At 69.5% G+C, this 14,264-nt stretch carries 15 protein-coding genes; 12 read left to right on the top strand and 3 right to left on the bottom strand.

What is annotated here, in order from left to right; all coding sequences use genetic code 11:
• The 9 genes from AC07DS_RS39585 to AC07DS_RS39625 form a co-directional block, all read left to right on the top strand.
• Positions 1-277: pantoate--beta-alanine ligase (locus AC07DS_RS39585; protein ID WP_479153510.1), on the top strand; the 277-nt coding region annotated here is incomplete at its 5' end.
• Complete coding sequence (locus AC07DS_RS39590; RefSeq protein ID WP_479153512.1) at positions 274-2,001, top strand: L-aspartate oxidase; 1,728 nt, start codon at positions 274-276, stop codon at positions 1,999-2,001. The genes AC07DS_RS39585 and AC07DS_RS39590, both read left to right, overlap by 4 nt.
• A complete protein-coding gene (nadC, locus tag AC07DS_RS39595; protein ID WP_479153515.1) occupies positions 1,998-2,975 on the top strand; it encodes a carboxylating nicotinate-nucleotide diphosphorylase in 978 nt (325 codons plus the stop codon). Before AC07DS_RS39590 ends, nadC begins: the two co-directional genes overlap by 4 nt.
• 5 nt (positions 2,976-2,980) lie before the next feature.
• Positions 2,981-3,778 (top strand): type III pantothenate kinase, encoded by a 798-nt coding sequence (locus tag AC07DS_RS39600; protein ID WP_145885761.1) that lies wholly within the window; start codon positions 2,981-2,983, stop codon positions 3,776-3,778.
• Between the two features lie 194 nt (positions 3,779-3,972).
• The gene (locus AC07DS_RS39605) at positions 3,973-4,644 is read left to right on the top strand and encodes a hypothetical protein (RefSeq protein WP_479153594.1); all 672 of its coding nucleotides are present in this window, start codon (positions 3,973-3,975) and stop codon (positions 4,642-4,644) included.
• 57 nt (positions 4,645-4,701) lie between these two features.
• Positions 4,702-4,881 carry a hypothetical protein gene (locus tag AC07DS_RS39610; protein WP_479153517.1) on the top strand — a complete coding sequence of 60 codons (180 nt, stop codon included), beginning with the start codon at positions 4,702-4,704 and terminating at the stop codon, positions 4,879-4,881.
• Positions 4,882-5,050: 169 nt separating this feature from the next.
• Positions 5,051-5,446: a BlaI/MecI/CopY family transcriptional regulator gene (locus AC07DS_RS39615; protein WP_479153519.1), complete on the top strand. Its 396-nt coding sequence runs from the start codon at positions 5,051-5,053 to the stop codon at positions 5,444-5,446.
• A 9-nt stretch (positions 5,447-5,455) separates the two neighbouring features.
• Positions 5,456-5,989 carry an amino-acid N-acetyltransferase gene (locus tag AC07DS_RS39620; protein WP_479153521.1) on the top strand — a complete coding sequence of 178 codons (534 nt, stop codon included), beginning with the start codon at positions 5,456-5,458 and terminating at the stop codon, positions 5,987-5,989.
• A 203-nt stretch (positions 5,990-6,192) separates the two neighbouring features.
• Positions 6,193-6,528, top strand: a complete 336-nt coding sequence (locus AC07DS_RS39625; protein WP_479153523.1) for a histone-like nucleoid-structuring protein Lsr2 — start codon at positions 6,193-6,195, stop codon at positions 6,526-6,528.
• On the opposite strand, the gene AC07DS_RS39630 is transcribed toward AC07DS_RS39625, so the two are convergent.
• Entirely contained in the window at positions 6,507-7,157 is a 651-nt protein-coding gene (locus tag AC07DS_RS39630) for an SCO3374 family protein (RefSeq protein WP_479153525.1), read from the bottom strand. The two genes, AC07DS_RS39625 and AC07DS_RS39630, sit on opposite strands and share 22 nt — an antisense overlap.
• Before the next feature lie 448 nt (positions 7,158-7,605).
• Here AC07DS_RS39630 and AC07DS_RS39635 point away from each other — a divergent pair, with 448 nt between their 5' ends.
• Complete coding sequence (locus AC07DS_RS39635) at positions 7,606-10,131, top strand: ATP-dependent Clp protease ATP-binding subunit (protein WP_479153527.1); 2,526 nt, start codon at positions 7,606-7,608, stop codon at positions 10,129-10,131.
• A gap of 109 nt (positions 10,132-10,240) precedes the next feature.
• Here AC07DS_RS39635 and AC07DS_RS39640 read toward each other — a convergent pair whose 3' ends face one another.
• Positions 10,241-10,861: an HAD family acid phosphatase gene (locus AC07DS_RS39640; protein ID WP_479153529.1), complete on the bottom strand. Its 621-nt coding sequence runs from the start codon at positions 10,859-10,861 to the stop codon at positions 10,241-10,243.
• Between the two features lie 455 nt (positions 10,862-11,316).
• Here AC07DS_RS39640 and AC07DS_RS39645 point away from each other — a divergent pair, with 455 nt between their 5' ends.
• Entirely contained in the window at positions 11,317-11,868 is a 552-nt protein-coding gene (locus AC07DS_RS39645; protein WP_479153531.1) for a M23 family metallopeptidase, read from the top strand.
• Between the two features lie 22 nt (positions 11,869-11,890).
• Here the strand turns inward: AC07DS_RS39645 and AC07DS_RS39650 are convergent, their stop codons facing one another.
• Positions 11,891-12,490 carry a TetR/AcrR family transcriptional regulator gene (locus tag AC07DS_RS39650; protein WP_479153533.1) on the bottom strand — a complete coding sequence of 200 codons (600 nt, stop codon included), beginning with the start codon at positions 12,488-12,490 and terminating at the stop codon, positions 11,891-11,893.
• Between the two features lie 122 nt (positions 12,491-12,612).
• Between AC07DS_RS39650 and AC07DS_RS39655 the strand changes: the two genes are divergently transcribed.
• Positions 12,613-14,211, top strand: coding sequence for an MDR family MFS transporter (locus AC07DS_RS39655; RefSeq protein ID WP_479153535.1), 1,599 nt, complete (start codon positions 12,613-12,615; stop codon positions 14,209-14,211).
• Positions 14,212-14,264: the final 53 nt, after the last annotated feature.

The raw sequence follows: 14,264 nt of genomic DNA on the forward strand, positions 1-14,264 counted from the left end.
GCTTGGGGTAACCCGCTCATGCCGATCTAGTACACGCGCGCGCCTCGGTTCCCCCCCCCCCCCCCCCCCTCCCGCCCGCCAGGTACTGGACGAGGGTGTCCGCCTCGACCCGCCGCTCCAGCTGGACTACCTCGCCCTCGTGGACCCGTCCGACTTCACCGAGATCGGTGACGGCTTCACCGGCGAGGCCGTCCTCGCGGTGGCCGCCCGGGTGGGCACCACCCGGCTGATCGACAACCTCCCTCTCACCTTCGGATCCCTCGGAGCCGCCTCGTGACCAGCACAGGCATACGACTGCACGCACCCGCACCCGGGTGGTCCATCTCCGCGGACGTGGTCGTCGTCGGTTCGGGAGTGGCCGGTCTTACCGCCGCCCTGCGCTGCGAGGCCGCGGGCCTGACGACGGTCGTCGTCACCAAGGCCAGCCTGGACGACGGCTCCACGCGCTGGGCGCAGGGCGGTATCGCCGCCGCCCTGGGCGAGGGCGACACCCCGGAGCAGCACCTCGAGGACACCCTGGTGGCCGGCGTCGGCCTGTGCGACGAGGACGCCGTACGGATCCTCGTCACCGAGGGTCCCGGCGCGGTACGGCGGCTGATCTCCACCGGCGCCCACTTCGACACCGACGACGAGGGCGACATCCAGCTCACCCGCGAGGGCGGCCACCACCGGCGCCGCATCGTGCACGCGGGCGGGGACGCGACCGGCGCGGAGATCTCCCGCGCGCTCGTGGAGGCCGCACGCGCGCGTGGGGTGCGCATGATCGAGAACGCCCTGGTCCTGGACCTGCTCACGGACGCCGACGGCCGCACCGCGGGCGTCTCCCTGCACGTGATGGGCGAGGGCCAGCACGACGGCGTGGGCGCCGTGCACGCCCCCACGGTCGTCCTCGCCACCGGCGGCATGGGCCAGGTGTTCTCCGCGACCACCAACCCGTCCGTGTCCACCGGCGACGGCGTGGCGCTGGCGCTGCGCGCGGGCGCGGAGGTCAGCGACCTCGAGTTCGTCCAGTTCCACCCGACCGTGCTGTTCCTCGGCCCGGACGCCGAGGGCCAGCAGCCGCTCGTCTCCGAGGCGGTGCGCGGCGAGGGCGCCCACCTGGTGGACGGGGACGGGGTGCGCTTCATGGTCGGACAGCACGAGCTGGCCGAGCTGGCGCCCCGGGACATCGTCGCCAAGGGCATCATGCGGCGGATGCAGGAGCAGGACGCCGAGCACATGTTCCTCGACGCCCGGCACTTCGGCGCCGACATGTGGGAGCACCGCTTCCCGACCATCCTGGCCGCGTGCCGTGCCAACGGCATCGACCCGGTCACCGAGCCCATCCCGATCGCCCCGGCCGCCCACTACGCCTCCGGCGGCGTCCGCACCGACGCGCGGGGGCGGACGACCGTTCCCGGCCTGTACGCGTGCGGCGAGGTCGCCTGCACCGGCGTGCACGGTGCCAACCGGCTCGCCTCCAACTCCCTCCTCGAAGGCCTCGTCTACGCCGAGCGGATCGCCGCCGACATCGCGGCGGCCCACGCCGCGGACGGCCTGCACGCGCGCGTGCCCGTACCGGTCCCGGACCCGGAGAAGCCCGCGTACCCGCTGCTCGACCCCGAGGCCCGGTTCGCCGTCCAGCGGATCATGACCGAGGGCGCGGGCGTGCTCCGCTCCGCGGAGTCGCTGGACAAGGCCGCGGACCAGCTCCAGCGGCTGCACACCGAGGCCCGCGACGCCCTGGCGGAGAACGGCAAGACCGCCGAGCCGGGCGTCGACACCTGGGAGGCGACCAACCTCCTGTGCGTGGCCCGCGTCCTGGTCGCCGCCGCGCGGCTGCGCGAGGAGACCCGCGGCTGCCACTGGCGCGAGGACCGCGCCGAGCGCGACGACACGGACTGGCGACGCCACATCGTCGTACGGCTCAATCCCGACCGGTCGCTGGCCGTACGCACCACGGACACCGCAGACTTCCCCCCGACCCGGCAACACCAGCGCCCTCAGGAGCAGAACAAGTGAGCACCGACGACCTTCCCCTCGCCCCGACCGGCGGCTGCGGTGACGGCTGCGCCTGCGGCGCGGAGGGCGACGAGGAGTACCTGGAGTGCGGGCTCGACCCCGCGCTCGCCGAGCTGCTGGCCGCTGCCGGACTCGACCCCGTCGAGGTCGAGGACATCGCGAACGTCGCCATCCAGGAGGACCTGGCCGGCGGCGTGGACGTGACGACCGTCGCGACCATCCCCGAGGACGCCGTGGCCACCGGCGACTTCACCGCGCGTGAGGCCGGCGTGGCGGCGGGCCTGCGGGTCGCCGAGGCCGTGCTCTCGGTGGTCTGCACGGACGAGTTCGAGGTCGAGCGGCACGTCGAGGACGGCGACCGTGTCGAGGCCGGGCAGAAGCTGCTGTCGGTCACCACGCGCACGCGTGACCTGCTCACCGCCGAGCGCAGCGCCCTCAACCTCATGTGCAGCCTCTCCGGCATCGCGACCGCCACGCGCGCGTGGGCGGACGTGCTGGAAGGCACCGAGACGCGCGTGCGCGACACCCGTAAGACCACGCCGGGGCTGCGCTCGCTGGAGAAGTTCGCGGTGCGCTGCGGCGGGGGCGTCAACCACCGCATGTCGCTCTCCGACGCCGCCCTGGTGAAGGACAACCACGTGGTGGCCGCCGGGGGCGTCGCACTGGCCTTCAAGGCCGTACGGGAGGCCTTCCCGGAGGTGCCGATCGAGGTCGAGGTCGACACCCTGCACCAGCTGCGCGAGGTCGTGGAGGCGGGCGCCGACCTGATCCTGCTGGACAACTTCACGCCCGACGAGTGCGCGGAGGCCGTCGGGATCGTGAACGGGCGGGCCCTGCTGGAGGCCTCCGGGCGGCTCACCCTCGACACCGCGCGCATGTACGCCGACACCGGCGTGGACTTCCTGGCCGTCGGCGCCCTCACCCACTCCTCGCCGATCCTCGACATCGGCCTGGACCTGCGCGAGGCGGAGTAACGGCCATGCTGCTCACGATCGACGTCGGTAACACGCACACCGTGCTCGGCCTGTTCGACGGCGAGGACATCGTCGAGCACTGGCGCATCTCCACGGACGCGCGCCGCACGGCGGACGAGCTGGCGGTGCTGCTGCAGGGCCTGATGGGCATGCACCCGCTGCTCGGTGAGGAGCTGGGCGACGGCATCGACGGCATCGCGATCTGCGCGACCGTGCCGTCGGTGCTGCACGAGCTGCGCGAGGTCACCCGGCGCTACTACGGCGACGTGCCCGCGGTGCTGGTCGAGCCGGGCGTGAAGACGGGCGTGCCGATCCAGTTCGACAACCCGAAGGAGGTCGGCGCCGACCGCATCATCAACGCGGTCGCGGCGAACGAGCTGTACGGCGGCCCGGCGATCGTCGTCGACTTCGGCACGGCGACCACCTTCGACGCGATCTCCGCGCGCGGGGAGTACGTCGGCGGGGTCATCGCCCCCGGCATCGAGATCTCGGTGGAGGCCCTCGGGATCAGGGCCGCGCAGCTGCGGAAGATCGAGGTGGCCCGGCCCAGGAACGTGATCGGCAAGAACACGGTCGAGGCCATGCAGTCGGGCGTCGTGTACGGCTTCGCCGGGCAGGTCGACGGAGTGGTGGGCCGGATGGCCCGGGAGCTGGCCGACGACCCCGACGACGTCACGGTGATCGCCACGGGCGGCCTCGCGCCGGTGGTGCTGGGCGAGTCCTCGGTGATCGACGAGCACCAGCCGTGGCTGACCCTGATCGGCCTGCGCCTGGTGTACGAGCGGAACGTGTCGCGGATGTGAGGCACCGGCGCCCGCGGCGGGCGCCGGTCTTCGCGGGCGCCGCGCGCCCGGTCGCCGTGCCGTACGCGCGCGGGTGGCCCCGGTCGGGGGAAACCTGGCAGCGACACGCGACGACACAGCATTCCGATTCGTCACTTTTGTCCGATTAGCGGTAGCGTCGCCGCATGCCCACGCCATACGGATCCCGCGGCGGCATGGCGTTCGGCGCGGAGGAGCTGCGTGTGCTCCGCCGTGCTCTCGCCCTCGCCCTTCACCCCGGCCGAGCGTCCGCCGAGGACGTCAAGGACTGCTTCCGCCTCGCCGAGTCCCTCGACGAGGCGATGTGCGAGGGGGCCAGGCTGCGCGCCTTCCTGGTGGCCGACCTGGGCCGGTACCGCGCCGCCCTGCCGGGCACCGCCGCCGGCTACCTCACCCTGCTCGAGGAGGCGCTGGGCGCCGGACACCGGCCGGCGCCGGACGATCTCGCCGCACTCCGGGCGCTGCGCGGCAACCCCGCGGCGGCCACCCTGCTGGACCGCTGCCGGGCGCTCGCCGAGCGGGACGTACGGGCACGCTTCGCCCAGGGGGCCCGGAAGGTCCCGGCCCCCGCCGTACCGCCCTCCAGGACGCGCCTGACGGCCCTTCCCGGCGGTGCGGGCGAGGGCTCGGACGCGGAGGCCGACGACCCGGAGAAGCCCGCCCAGAAGCCCGCTCCGAAGCCCGGCAAGACCCCTCCCGCACGTCCGGCCGAGCGCCCGGCCTCCGAACCGGCCGCCCCGAAGCGCCCCATCCCCACGCCGGGCGAGGTCTTCCCCCGCCGCAAGCCGCCGACGCCGCCCGCCGGCGCGGCCGAGACCGCCGGATCGCCGCAGCTCGCCGCCGGCTGAGCGCCCCTTCGCCCACCCCGCCCCTTTCGCCCCTGCCTGCGTGGCTACCCTGGAGCCATGGACTACGTCTCCGCGCTCGTGCCCCCGGTCGTCATGGCCGTGTTCTTCATCGGTGTGATCAGGGTGATCGTGAAGACCCAGGGCGGGGCCGCCAAGGCCAAGGAGGACGCGGCCGTGGACGCCGCCCTCGCGCGCGCGGAAGGCGCACGTCAGGCCTCCGCCGCCGGCGACGCCTGAACCGCAGGGCTCTGGGCGCACGACTCCCCGCACCCCGGTGCTTTCCGAGTCGTGCGCCCTTTTTGTTCGCTTTTGTAACCTAAGCGCACGTCCGGCACGCCATTGCCGGGATCTCCCACTATTGTTCTGAGCTGTGCCTCGCCCATTGGGAGAACTCGAAGACGCGGTCATGACGCGGGTGTGGAAGTGGAACCGCCCGGTGACCGTTCGAGAAGTCCTGGAAGACCTGCAGCAGGAACGGTCCATCGCGTACACCACCGTGATGACGGTTTTGGACAATCTCCATCAGAAGGGCTGGGTGCGCCGTGAGGCGGAAGGGCGCGCCTATCGATATGAGGCCGTCTCCACCCGAGCCGCCTACGCCGCCGCCCTGATGAACGACGCCTGGTCGCAGAGCGACAACCCCGCCGCCGCTCTCGTCGCCTTCTTCGGGATGATGAGCGAGGAACAGCGCCAGGCTCTCAGGGACGCCGTACGCATCGTCCAGGGTCCGGAAACCCAGGAAGCCCCCCAAGCCCCGCAAGCGGAGAACCCCGGCGCGGCGGGGGAGGCCGCCGGGCGATAGCGTCCGCTCATGTCAGCAGAGCGTCCCGAAGTCACCGCAAAAGCCATCACCGTCCGGCGGGCCCGGACCAGCGATGTCCCGGCCGTGCGCCGCCTCCTCGACGCCTACGTCCGCGACCGCATCCTGCTCGACAAAGCCACGGTGACGCTTTACGAGGACATCCAGGAGTTCTGGGTGGCGGAACGCGACGACAACGCCGAGGTGGTCGGCTGCGGGGCGCTGCACGTCATGTGGGAAGACCTGGCGGAAGTCCGCACTCTCGCGGTGAAGCCCGGTCTCAAGGGCGCCGGTGTCGGCCATCAGTTGCTGGGGAAGTTGGTGGAGACAGCGCGCTGGCTCGGCGTTCGGCGCGTTTTCTGTCTCACCTTCGAAGTGGACTTCTTCGGGAAGCACGGCTTCGTGGAGATCGGGGAGACGCCGGTCGACACCGATGTGTACGCGGAGCTGTTGCGTTCCTATGACGAGGGCGTCGCCGAGTTCCTCGGTCTCGAACGAGTGAAACCGAACACCTTGGGCAACAGCCGGATGCTTCTGCATCTGTGATCGTCTTTGCCCCGGTGCCCTATGTCCGAAACGCGCATGTTTCCGGGCCGGGGCAGGCCCCTGGGCCTCTCCCAGGGGTTTGTGTTTTTCCGGCAAAAGCGGTTTGCTTTCCGACGTACTGCAGTACTGCATATAACAGGGGCGGCGAAACGGCGGGCGCCGCACACCCCCTGGTCCTCACGTTATCGATGAAAGGAAATCCGGTGGCACAGAAGGTTCAGGTCCTTCTTGTCGACGACCTCGACGGCGGCGAGGCGGACGAGACCGTGACGTTCGCGCTGGACGGCAAGACGTACGAGATCGATCTCACGACCGCCAATGCGGACAAGCTGCGTGGCCTTCTCGACGCCTATGTGAAGGGTGGCCGGCGTACCGGTGGCCGTGCTTCGGGCGGGCGTGGAAAGACGCGTGCCGCTTCCGGCGGCAGCCAGGACACCGCTCAGATCCGCGCCTGGGCGAAGGACAACGGTTTCGAGGTCAACGACCGCGGCCGTGTTCCCGCGTCCATTCGCGAGGCCTACGAGAAGGCCAACGGCTGATTCCGCCGGCAGGCGGGCGGCCGGGCGCTCAGGCGCCGCAGCCGGATCCGGTGGCACTGCGCTGCCACCGTGTCCACCAGTCGTACGAGATCGGGGGCGCCTTTCGGGCTCCCCATGGCCGGCAACGCCGGCAGCGAGGCCTCGGCCTCGCCCCCCGGCCCGGGGGGCCGCAGCCATACGGCGGCCCCCTGCAGGCAATCGTCGGCACGGGGCCCGTCGAGAAGCGGCTGAGCCCCGCTCCGGGCCCGCTCGGGCGGAACCGGCGCCTCCATCAGGCCGCCCGTGCCCAGGACCCGAAGGTCCAGTGCCAGCGCCCCCCACTGCAGCCACTCCAGCAGCTCGGGCAGCTCCTCCGCGCTGCCGACGGCCAGCAGCAGCCGCATCCGGTCGCCCCACAGGGCCACCGGAGAGCCCGGCGCGAGATGCCTGAGCGCCGCTGCTCCCGCCCCGGCCGGCACGTCCAGGACGTCGAACCGCAGCCCCGTGACCAACCGCAGCGGCCGTCCGGGCACGGTCGGCCAGCCCAGATCGTTCTCGTACCAGTGCCGGGCCCGTACTTCCGGGATCTCCGGAAGGTCGGAGGGCTTCCGGTCGAGCGGTCGGCGAGGAAGGGGGACAGTGGAGGTCATGGAGACCGAGCCAGCCATGCCAAGTGCAACAGCCGAAGCGGGCCACAGGTTACGCTGGGTGCCCTGACCATTGCGCAGAGTGCTCAAAAGGGAAGTGTGTGGGGGTCCGCGGAGGCGCAAGGTTGTTCGCCCATAGCGGAGGGAACCGGTGCGCGCGGCATGGAGTGTCTGTCCCTGCGGGTAAGACATGCCTAGTGGGAGGGGGCGACGCGCAGAACGGGCCGTCTCACGTTCGCCATCGGCGTAGTGGCGAGTGGGGTAACTGCCTGGCCTGCGGGAACATCGTCTCGCACCATCGGGTTGGAGCAGATGTCGGCGTTCGGGGTCAGGAGGCCAAGGACGGTGTCGGCAGTTGGAATGAGCGGTCCCCGCTTGCGGGACTAAGCTGCGGAAGGACAGGGAGGGGAAGTTCCCCCCACTGCCTGACCGCTCTGAGGAGCGATTAACGATGTTCGAGAGGTTCACCGACCGCGCGCGGCGGGTTGTCGTCCTGGCTCAGGAAGAAGCCCGGATGCTCAACCACAACTACATCGGCACCGAGCACATCCTCCTGGGTCTCATCCACGAGGGCGAAGGTGTCGCCGCTAAGGCCCTGGAGAGCCTCGGCATTTCGCTTGAGGCGGTCCGCCAGCAGGTGGAGGAGATCATCGGCCAGGGCCAGCAGGCCCCGTCCGGCCACATCCCCTTCACTCCCCGTGCCAAGAAGGTCCTGGAGCTGTCGCTCCGCGAGGCCCTTCAGCTGGGCCACAACTACATCGGCACGGAGCACATCCTGCTCGGCCTGATCCGTGAGGGCGAGGGCGTCGCCGCCCAGGTCCTGGTCAAGCTGGGCGCAGACCTCAACCGGGTGCGGCAGCAGGTCATCCAGCTGCTCTCCGGTTACCAGGGCAAGGAGACCGCCACCGCCGGCGGCCCGGCCGAGGGCACGCCCTCGACCTCCCTCGTCCTCGACCAGTTCGGCCGGAACCTCACCCAGGCCGCTCGTGAGTCCAAGCTCGACCCGGTCATCGGGCGCGAGAAGGAGATCGAGCGGGTCATGCAGGTGCTGTCCCGCCGTACGAAGAACAACCCGGTCCTGATCGGTGAGCCCGGTGTCGGCAAGACCGCCGTCGTCGAGGGCCTCGCCCAGGCCATCGTCAAGGGCGAGGTGCCCGAGACGCTCAAGGACAAGCACCTCTACACGCTGGACCTCGGCGCCCTGGTCGCCGGCTCCCGCTACCGCGGTGACTTCGAGGAGCGCCTGAAGAAGGTGCTCAAGGAGATCCGCACCCGCGGCGACATCATCCTGTTCATCGACGAGCTGCACACGCTGGTCGGTGCGGGTGCCGCCGAGGGCGCCATCGACGCCGCCTCGATCCTCAAGCCGATGCTGGCCCGCGGTGAGCTGCAGACCATCGGTGCGACCACGCTGGACGAGTACCGCAAGCACCTGGAGAAGGACGCGGCCCTCGAGCGCCGCTTCCAGCCCATCCAGGTCGCCGAGCCGTCCCTGCCGCACACGATCGAGATCCTCAAGGGTCTGCGCGACCGGTACGAGGCCCACCACCGCGTCTCCATCACCGACGAGGCGCTGGTCCAGGCCGCCACCCTGGCCGACCGCTACATCTCGGACCGCTTCCTGCCGGACAAGGCGATCGACCTGATCGACGAGGCCGGTTCCCGGATGCGCATCCGCCGGATGACCGCGCCGCCGGACCTGCGCGAGTTCGACGAGAAGATCGCCGCCGTCCGCCGGGACAAGGAGTCCGCGATCGACTCGCAGGACTTCGAGAAGGCCGCCTCCCTGCGTGACAAGGAGAAGCAGCTCCTGTCCGCCAAGGCCAAGCGGGAGAAGGAGTGGAAGGCCGGCGACATGGACGTTGTCGCCGAGGTCGACGGCGAGCTGATCGCCGAGGTCCTCGCCACGGCCACCGGCATCCCGGTCTTCAAGCTGACCGAGGAGGAGTCCAGCCGCCTGCTCCGCATGGAGGAGGAGCTGCACAAGCGGGTCATCGGCCAGAACGACGCCGTCAAGGCGCTGTCGAAGGCGATCCGTCGTACGCGTGCGGGCCTGAAGGACCCGAAGCGTCCGGGTGGTTCGTTCATCTTCGCCGGCCCGTCCGGTGTCGGTAAGACCGAACTGTCCAAGGCGCTCGCCGAGTTCCTCTTCGGTGACGAGGACGCGCTGATCTCCCTCGACATGTCGGAGTTCAGCGAGAAGCACACGGTCTCGCGTCTCTTCGGTTCGCCCCCCGGCTACGTGGGCTACGAAGAGGGCGGCCAGCTGACCGAGAAGGTCCGCCGCAAGCCGTTCTCCGTCGTCCTCTTCGACGAGGTCGAGAAGGCCCACCCGGACATCTTCAACTCGCTGCTGCAGATCCTGGAGGACGGTCGCCTGACCGACTCCCAGGGCCGGGTCGTGGACTTCAAGAACACGGTCATCATCATGACGACCAACCTCGGCACCCGGGACATCTCGAAGGGCTTCAACCTGGGCTTCGCGGCCACGGGTGACACGAAGTCGAACTACGAGCGCATGAAGAACAAGGTCTCGGACGAGCTCAAGCAGCACTTCCGCCCCGAGTTCCTCAACCGCGTCGACGACGTCGTCGTCTTCCCGCAGCTGACGCAGGAGGACATCCTGCGGATCGTCGACCTGATGATCGGCAAGGTCGACGAGCGCCTGAAGGACCGGGACATGGGCATCGAGCTCTCCCAGTCCGCCAAGGAGCTGCTGTCCAAGAAGGGTTACGACCCCGTGCTGGGCGCCCGGCCGCTGCGCCGCACCATCCAGCGCGAGATCGAGGACTCGCTCTCGGAGAAGATCCTCTTCGGCGAGCTGCGCCCCGGTCACATCGTGGTCGTGGACACCGAGGGCGAGGGCGACGCCGCCACCTTCACCTTCCGGGGTGAGGAGAAGTCGGCTCTGCCCGACGTCCCGCCGATCGAGCAGGCGGCCGGCGGTGCCGGGCCGAACCTGAGCAAGGACGCGTAAGCGTCACGGTCGACGAAAAGGGGCCGGTGCTTTCGAGCACCGGCCCCTTTTCGCATGCAAGGACTCCCGTGGGGGAGCGCCGAATTCCGGAAGGGCGAATTCCGGAGGGTTACGACAACTGTCCGTTGTAGTCGGGCAGTTTGAACGTCTTCTCGGCGTGGCCGCCCGACAGGTCGGTGGCGCTGTTGCCGACGTTCGCGATGATCGTGTAGCCCTGGTTCTCGATGTCGACGCGCTGGGCGGTCTTGTAGGCGGCGACGTCCTTGAAGAGGTCGAACAGGCCGCGGACGTAGAGACCGGAGACGTCGTAGCCGTCGTGCTCCAGGTTGTACTCGGTGGGCCAGTAGATGATGCCCGGGCGAGCCGTGACGAAGAACAGCGAGACGCCGTGCTCCTGCGCGTACTTGGCGACGTTCAGCACCGGCTTGTTGGCCGGCTGCGGGTAGCTGAAGCCGAAGTCGGTCTCCAGCGTGGTGTTGTCGATGTCGAAGACGACCGCTTGCTTCTCGCCGGGCTCGGCGGCGGCGATCCGTGCCTTCAGGTACGGCAGGGCCTGGTCCATGACCGACTGGCAGTCCTTCTGCCAGGTGGCGTAGTCGACCTTGGCGGCCGTGGCGGAGGCGCTGCTCGTGGTCGCGTCCGCAGCCTCGGCCGGGGCGGCCAGCGCTGTGAGCGCGGCCACGGAGACGGCGGTGGCGGAAATCCGGCGCGCCCAGGGGCGGTTGGTCATCGGTGGGGGTCCTCTCACGTCCGTACGCTGCACGGCCTGAACGGGTGTCTGTCAGGGGCATGATCTGTGGTGAGGGTGGCGCGAGGGGAACCGTAGGGTTACCGGCTGGTAGGTGACTAGAGGTGTGCGTCACATTTCTCGGGTCGGCGGTTTGGGGTGCCGGTGATAAGCGGCACAGGCGAAATGTCCGTTACTAACCCTCATAGTGGGACTTTTAATACGGACAAAAAGGCTCTTAACCCCCGGAATCTCACGAGAAAGGCCGACGTCGTCGGGCTGGTGCCCAGGGGTGGGAGACCTGTCAAGAAGTGGGTGTTTTTCGGTTCTTCTACTAGCTTGCGCCGTAGATAGGGGGCTTTGAGCTGGAATGGGGTGACGGGTTACCAATGTGTGGTCCGCCCGGCGAACACCTGAGCGCCGGGTGGCGGTCATGTCCCCGAACCCACGAGGTATCGATGATCCAGCGCTTCACCTCCCGTTCCTCCCGTACGTCCTCGCTCCGCAGCCGCGTGGCCGTCCTGGCCGCCGGAGTGGGCGCCACGGCCGTGCTGGGGACCGGGATCGCGAGCGCCGCCGCACCGTCGGCGACCGCCTGGGTCGACCCGGTGCAGAAGTACACGCTCTCCGCCGCCTTCGACCAGGCCGGCAGCCACTGGGTCGCCAAGCACAGCGGTCAGGACTTCGCCGTACCGACCGGCACCGAGGTCGTCGCCGCGCACGGCGGCACCGTCGTCAAGGCCGGCCCCAACGGTGCCGGTGACGGCCCCGCGTACGGCAACGCCGTCGTCATCAAGCACGGCAACGGCACGTACTCGCAGTACGCCCACCTGTCCCGGATCGACATCAAGGTCGGTCAGATCGTCAGGACCGGCCAGCACATAGCCCTCTCGGGCAGCACCGGCAACTCCACCGGGCCGCACCTGCACTTCGAGATCCGTACGACCCCGAACTACGGCTCCGCGGTCGACCCGGTCGCCTTCCTGCACGCCAAGGGCGTGACCGTCTGAGCCGGCCCTTCGGGCCGCTGGACTAGATCTCCTTGTGGGCGCCCCGGTGTGCCTGAGTGACGAGATCCATGGCGACTTCGAGAACGGCCTCGTGCTTCTTCTCGGAGTCGCCTTCCACGTCCTGCATCACGAACATCCCCGCGTGCAGCGTGAACATCGCGCTGACGCAGCGGACCTGCTCCACGAGGGGTGCCTCGGGGTCGATGAAGATCTCCCTGAGGTCGCGCATCCGGTCCTTGAAGGTGTCGCCGATGCGCAGTTCCCGCACCGTCGCCTGGTTCTCCTGCATGAACCGGAAGAGCGGTTCGGCGCCGATCAGCGCCTGGCTGTAGCGCCGCAGGATCTCGTGCTTGGTCTCCAGGGTGTGCGGCTGGTCGCGGCCCCACGCGATGAGGTCCTGGATCGGTTGCGTCAGGTCCTCGAAGAGGCTGACGATGATCTCTTCCTTCGTCTTGAAGTGGTAGTACAGGGCCGCCTTCGTGACGTCGAGATGCTCGGCGATCTCGCGCAGCGAGGTCTTCTCGTAGCCCTGCTCGGCGAAGAGTTCGAGCGCGACGTCCTGGATGCGCTGGCGGGTGTTGCCGCGGCGCTGCTGCTTGGTGCCGTCCATGGTGACGCCCATCCTCGTACTCCTCGCCCCCCGGCGAAAACTTACTTGACGCCCGGCTAGTGACAGGTCTACCTTCCCCAGTGTAGTGAACTAGCCGGGCGGCAAGTAAGTAGTCGTCGGGGGGAGTAGGAGAGATGGCGGACACACAGGCGGCCGTGACGGCCCAGGGGATACCCGATCCGCAGGAGAAAAAGCCCAAGAGCGTGCGCGTGGTCCTGCTCGCGCTCATGATCGCGATGATGCTCGCGATGCTGGACAACATGATCGTGGGCACGGCGATGCCGACGATCGTCGGCGAGCTGGGCGGGCTGGAACACCTCTCGTGGGTCGTGACCGGCTACACCCTCGCGACCGCGGCGGCCACCCCGATCTGGGGCAAGCTCGGCGACATGTACGGCCGCAAGGCCACCTTCCTGAGCTCGATCGTGATCTTCCTGATCGGCTCCGCGCTCAGCGGCATGGCCCAGAACATGGGGCAGCTCATCGGCTTCCGAGCCATCCAGGGCCTCGGCGCCGGCGGTCTGATGGTCGGCGTGATGGCGATCATCGGCGACCTGATCCCGCCGCGGGAGCGTGGCAAGTACCAGGGCATGATGGCCGGCGTCATGGCGCTCGCGATGATCGGCGGCCCGCTGGTCGGCGGCACCATCACCGACAACTGGGGCTGGCGCTGGTCCTTCTACATCAACCTGCCTCTCGGCGTGGTCGCGCTGGCGCTGGTCAGCGCCGTGCTGCACCTGCCGAAGAAGCGGTCCAAGGCCGGCATCGACTACCTCGGCGTCGTCCTGCTGACCGTCGGCATCACCTCGATCGTGCTGGTCACCACCTGGGGCGGCACCGAGTACTCCTGGACGTCCGCGCGGATCATGGAGCTGATCGGCATCGGCGTCGCCGCGCTGATCGGGTTCGTGTTCTGGCAGACCAAGGCCGCCGAGCCGGTCGTGCCGCTGCACATCTTCCGCAGCCGCAACTTCACCCTGATGTCCCTCATCGGCTTCATCACCGGCTTCGTGATGTTCGGCGCCACGCTCTTCCTGCCGCTGTACCAGCAGTCGGTCCAGGGCGCCTCCGCGACCAACTCGGGTCTGCTGCTCCTGCCGATGCTCGGCGCGATGCTGGTGACCTCGATGGTGGCCGGCCGGGTCACCACCGGCAGCGGCCGTTACAAGATCTTCCCGATCGTCGGCGGCGCGCTGATGATCGTCGGTCTGTACCTGCTGTCGCTGATGGACACGGACACGACCCGGCTGACCTCGGGCCTCTACATGGCCGTGCTCGGTCTCGGCATGGGCTGCCTGATGCAGGTCACCATGCTGGTCGCGCAGAACAGCGTGGAGATGAAGGACATGGGCGTGGCGTCCTCGTCCACCACCCTGTTCCGTACGCTCGGCTCCTCCTTCGGCGTCGCCATCATGGGCGCCCTGTTCAACCACCGGGTCCAGGACGTCATGGCCGAGCGGGCCGGCGCGCTGGGCTCGAAGATCACCGAGCAGTCGGCCCAGCTGGACGCGGCGAGCCTCGCGAAGCTGCCGGCGGCGGCGCGGGAGGCGTACCAGCACGCGGTGTCCGCCGGTACGCACTCGGCGTTCCTGCTGGGCGCGGTGATCGCCGTGGTCGTGCTGATCGCCTCCCTGTTCGTGAAGGAGGTGCCGCTCCGCGGCGGCCCGCAGAAGCCGACTCCTGCGGAGGGCGGCGACGATGCGGTGCCGGCGCCCGTGATCGAAGCGGTGTGAGCCGTCCCTGAGCCGAAGGCCCCCGGTTGGTGTCCGCCCCGGGGGCCTTCGCC

It is taken from the genome of Streptomyces sp. NPDC044064 (assembly GCF_056434245.1).

What these genes read in the sequence shown, in the direction of transcription:
- AC07DS_RS39600 (WP_145885761.1), top strand. Translation starts at nt 2,981, where the DNA reads ATGCTGCTCACGATCGACGTCGGTAACACGCACACCGTGCTCGGCCTG.
- AC07DS_RS39605 (WP_479153594.1), top strand. Translation starts at nt 3,973, where the DNA reads ATGGCGTTCGGCGCGGAGGAGCTGCGTGTGCTCCGCCGTGCTCTCGCC.
- AC07DS_RS39610 (WP_479153517.1), top strand. Translation starts at nt 4,702, where the DNA reads ATGGACTACGTCTCCGCGCTCGTGCCCCCGGTCGTCATGGCCGTGTTC.
- AC07DS_RS39615 (WP_479153519.1), top strand. Translation starts at nt 5,051, where the DNA reads ATGACGCGGGTGTGGAAGTGGAACCGCCCGGTGACCGTTCGAGAAGTC.
- AC07DS_RS39620 (WP_479153521.1), top strand. Translation starts at nt 5,456, where the DNA reads ATGTCAGCAGAGCGTCCCGAAGTCACCGCAAAAGCCATCACCGTCCGG.
- AC07DS_RS39630 (WP_479153525.1), bottom strand. Translation starts at nt 7,157, where the DNA reads ATGACCTCCACTGTCCCCCTTCCTCGCCGACCGCTCGACCGGAAGCCC.
- AC07DS_RS39635 (WP_479153527.1), top strand. Translation starts at nt 7,606, where the DNA reads ATGTTCGAGAGGTTCACCGACCGCGCGCGGCGGGTTGTCGTCCTGGCT.
- AC07DS_RS39640 (WP_479153529.1), bottom strand. Translation starts at nt 10,861, where the DNA reads ATGACCAACCGCCCCTGGGCGCGCCGGATTTCCGCCACCGCCGTCTCC.
- AC07DS_RS39645 (WP_479153531.1), top strand. Translation starts at nt 11,317, where the DNA reads ATGATCCAGCGCTTCACCTCCCGTTCCTCCCGTACGTCCTCGCTCCGC.
- AC07DS_RS39650 (WP_479153533.1), bottom strand. Translation starts at nt 12,490, where the DNA reads ATGGGCGTCACCATGGACGGCACCAAGCAGCAGCGCCGCGGCAACACC.
- AC07DS_RS39655 (WP_479153535.1), top strand. Translation starts at nt 12,613, where the DNA reads ATGGCGGACACACAGGCGGCCGTGACGGCCCAGGGGATACCCGATCCG.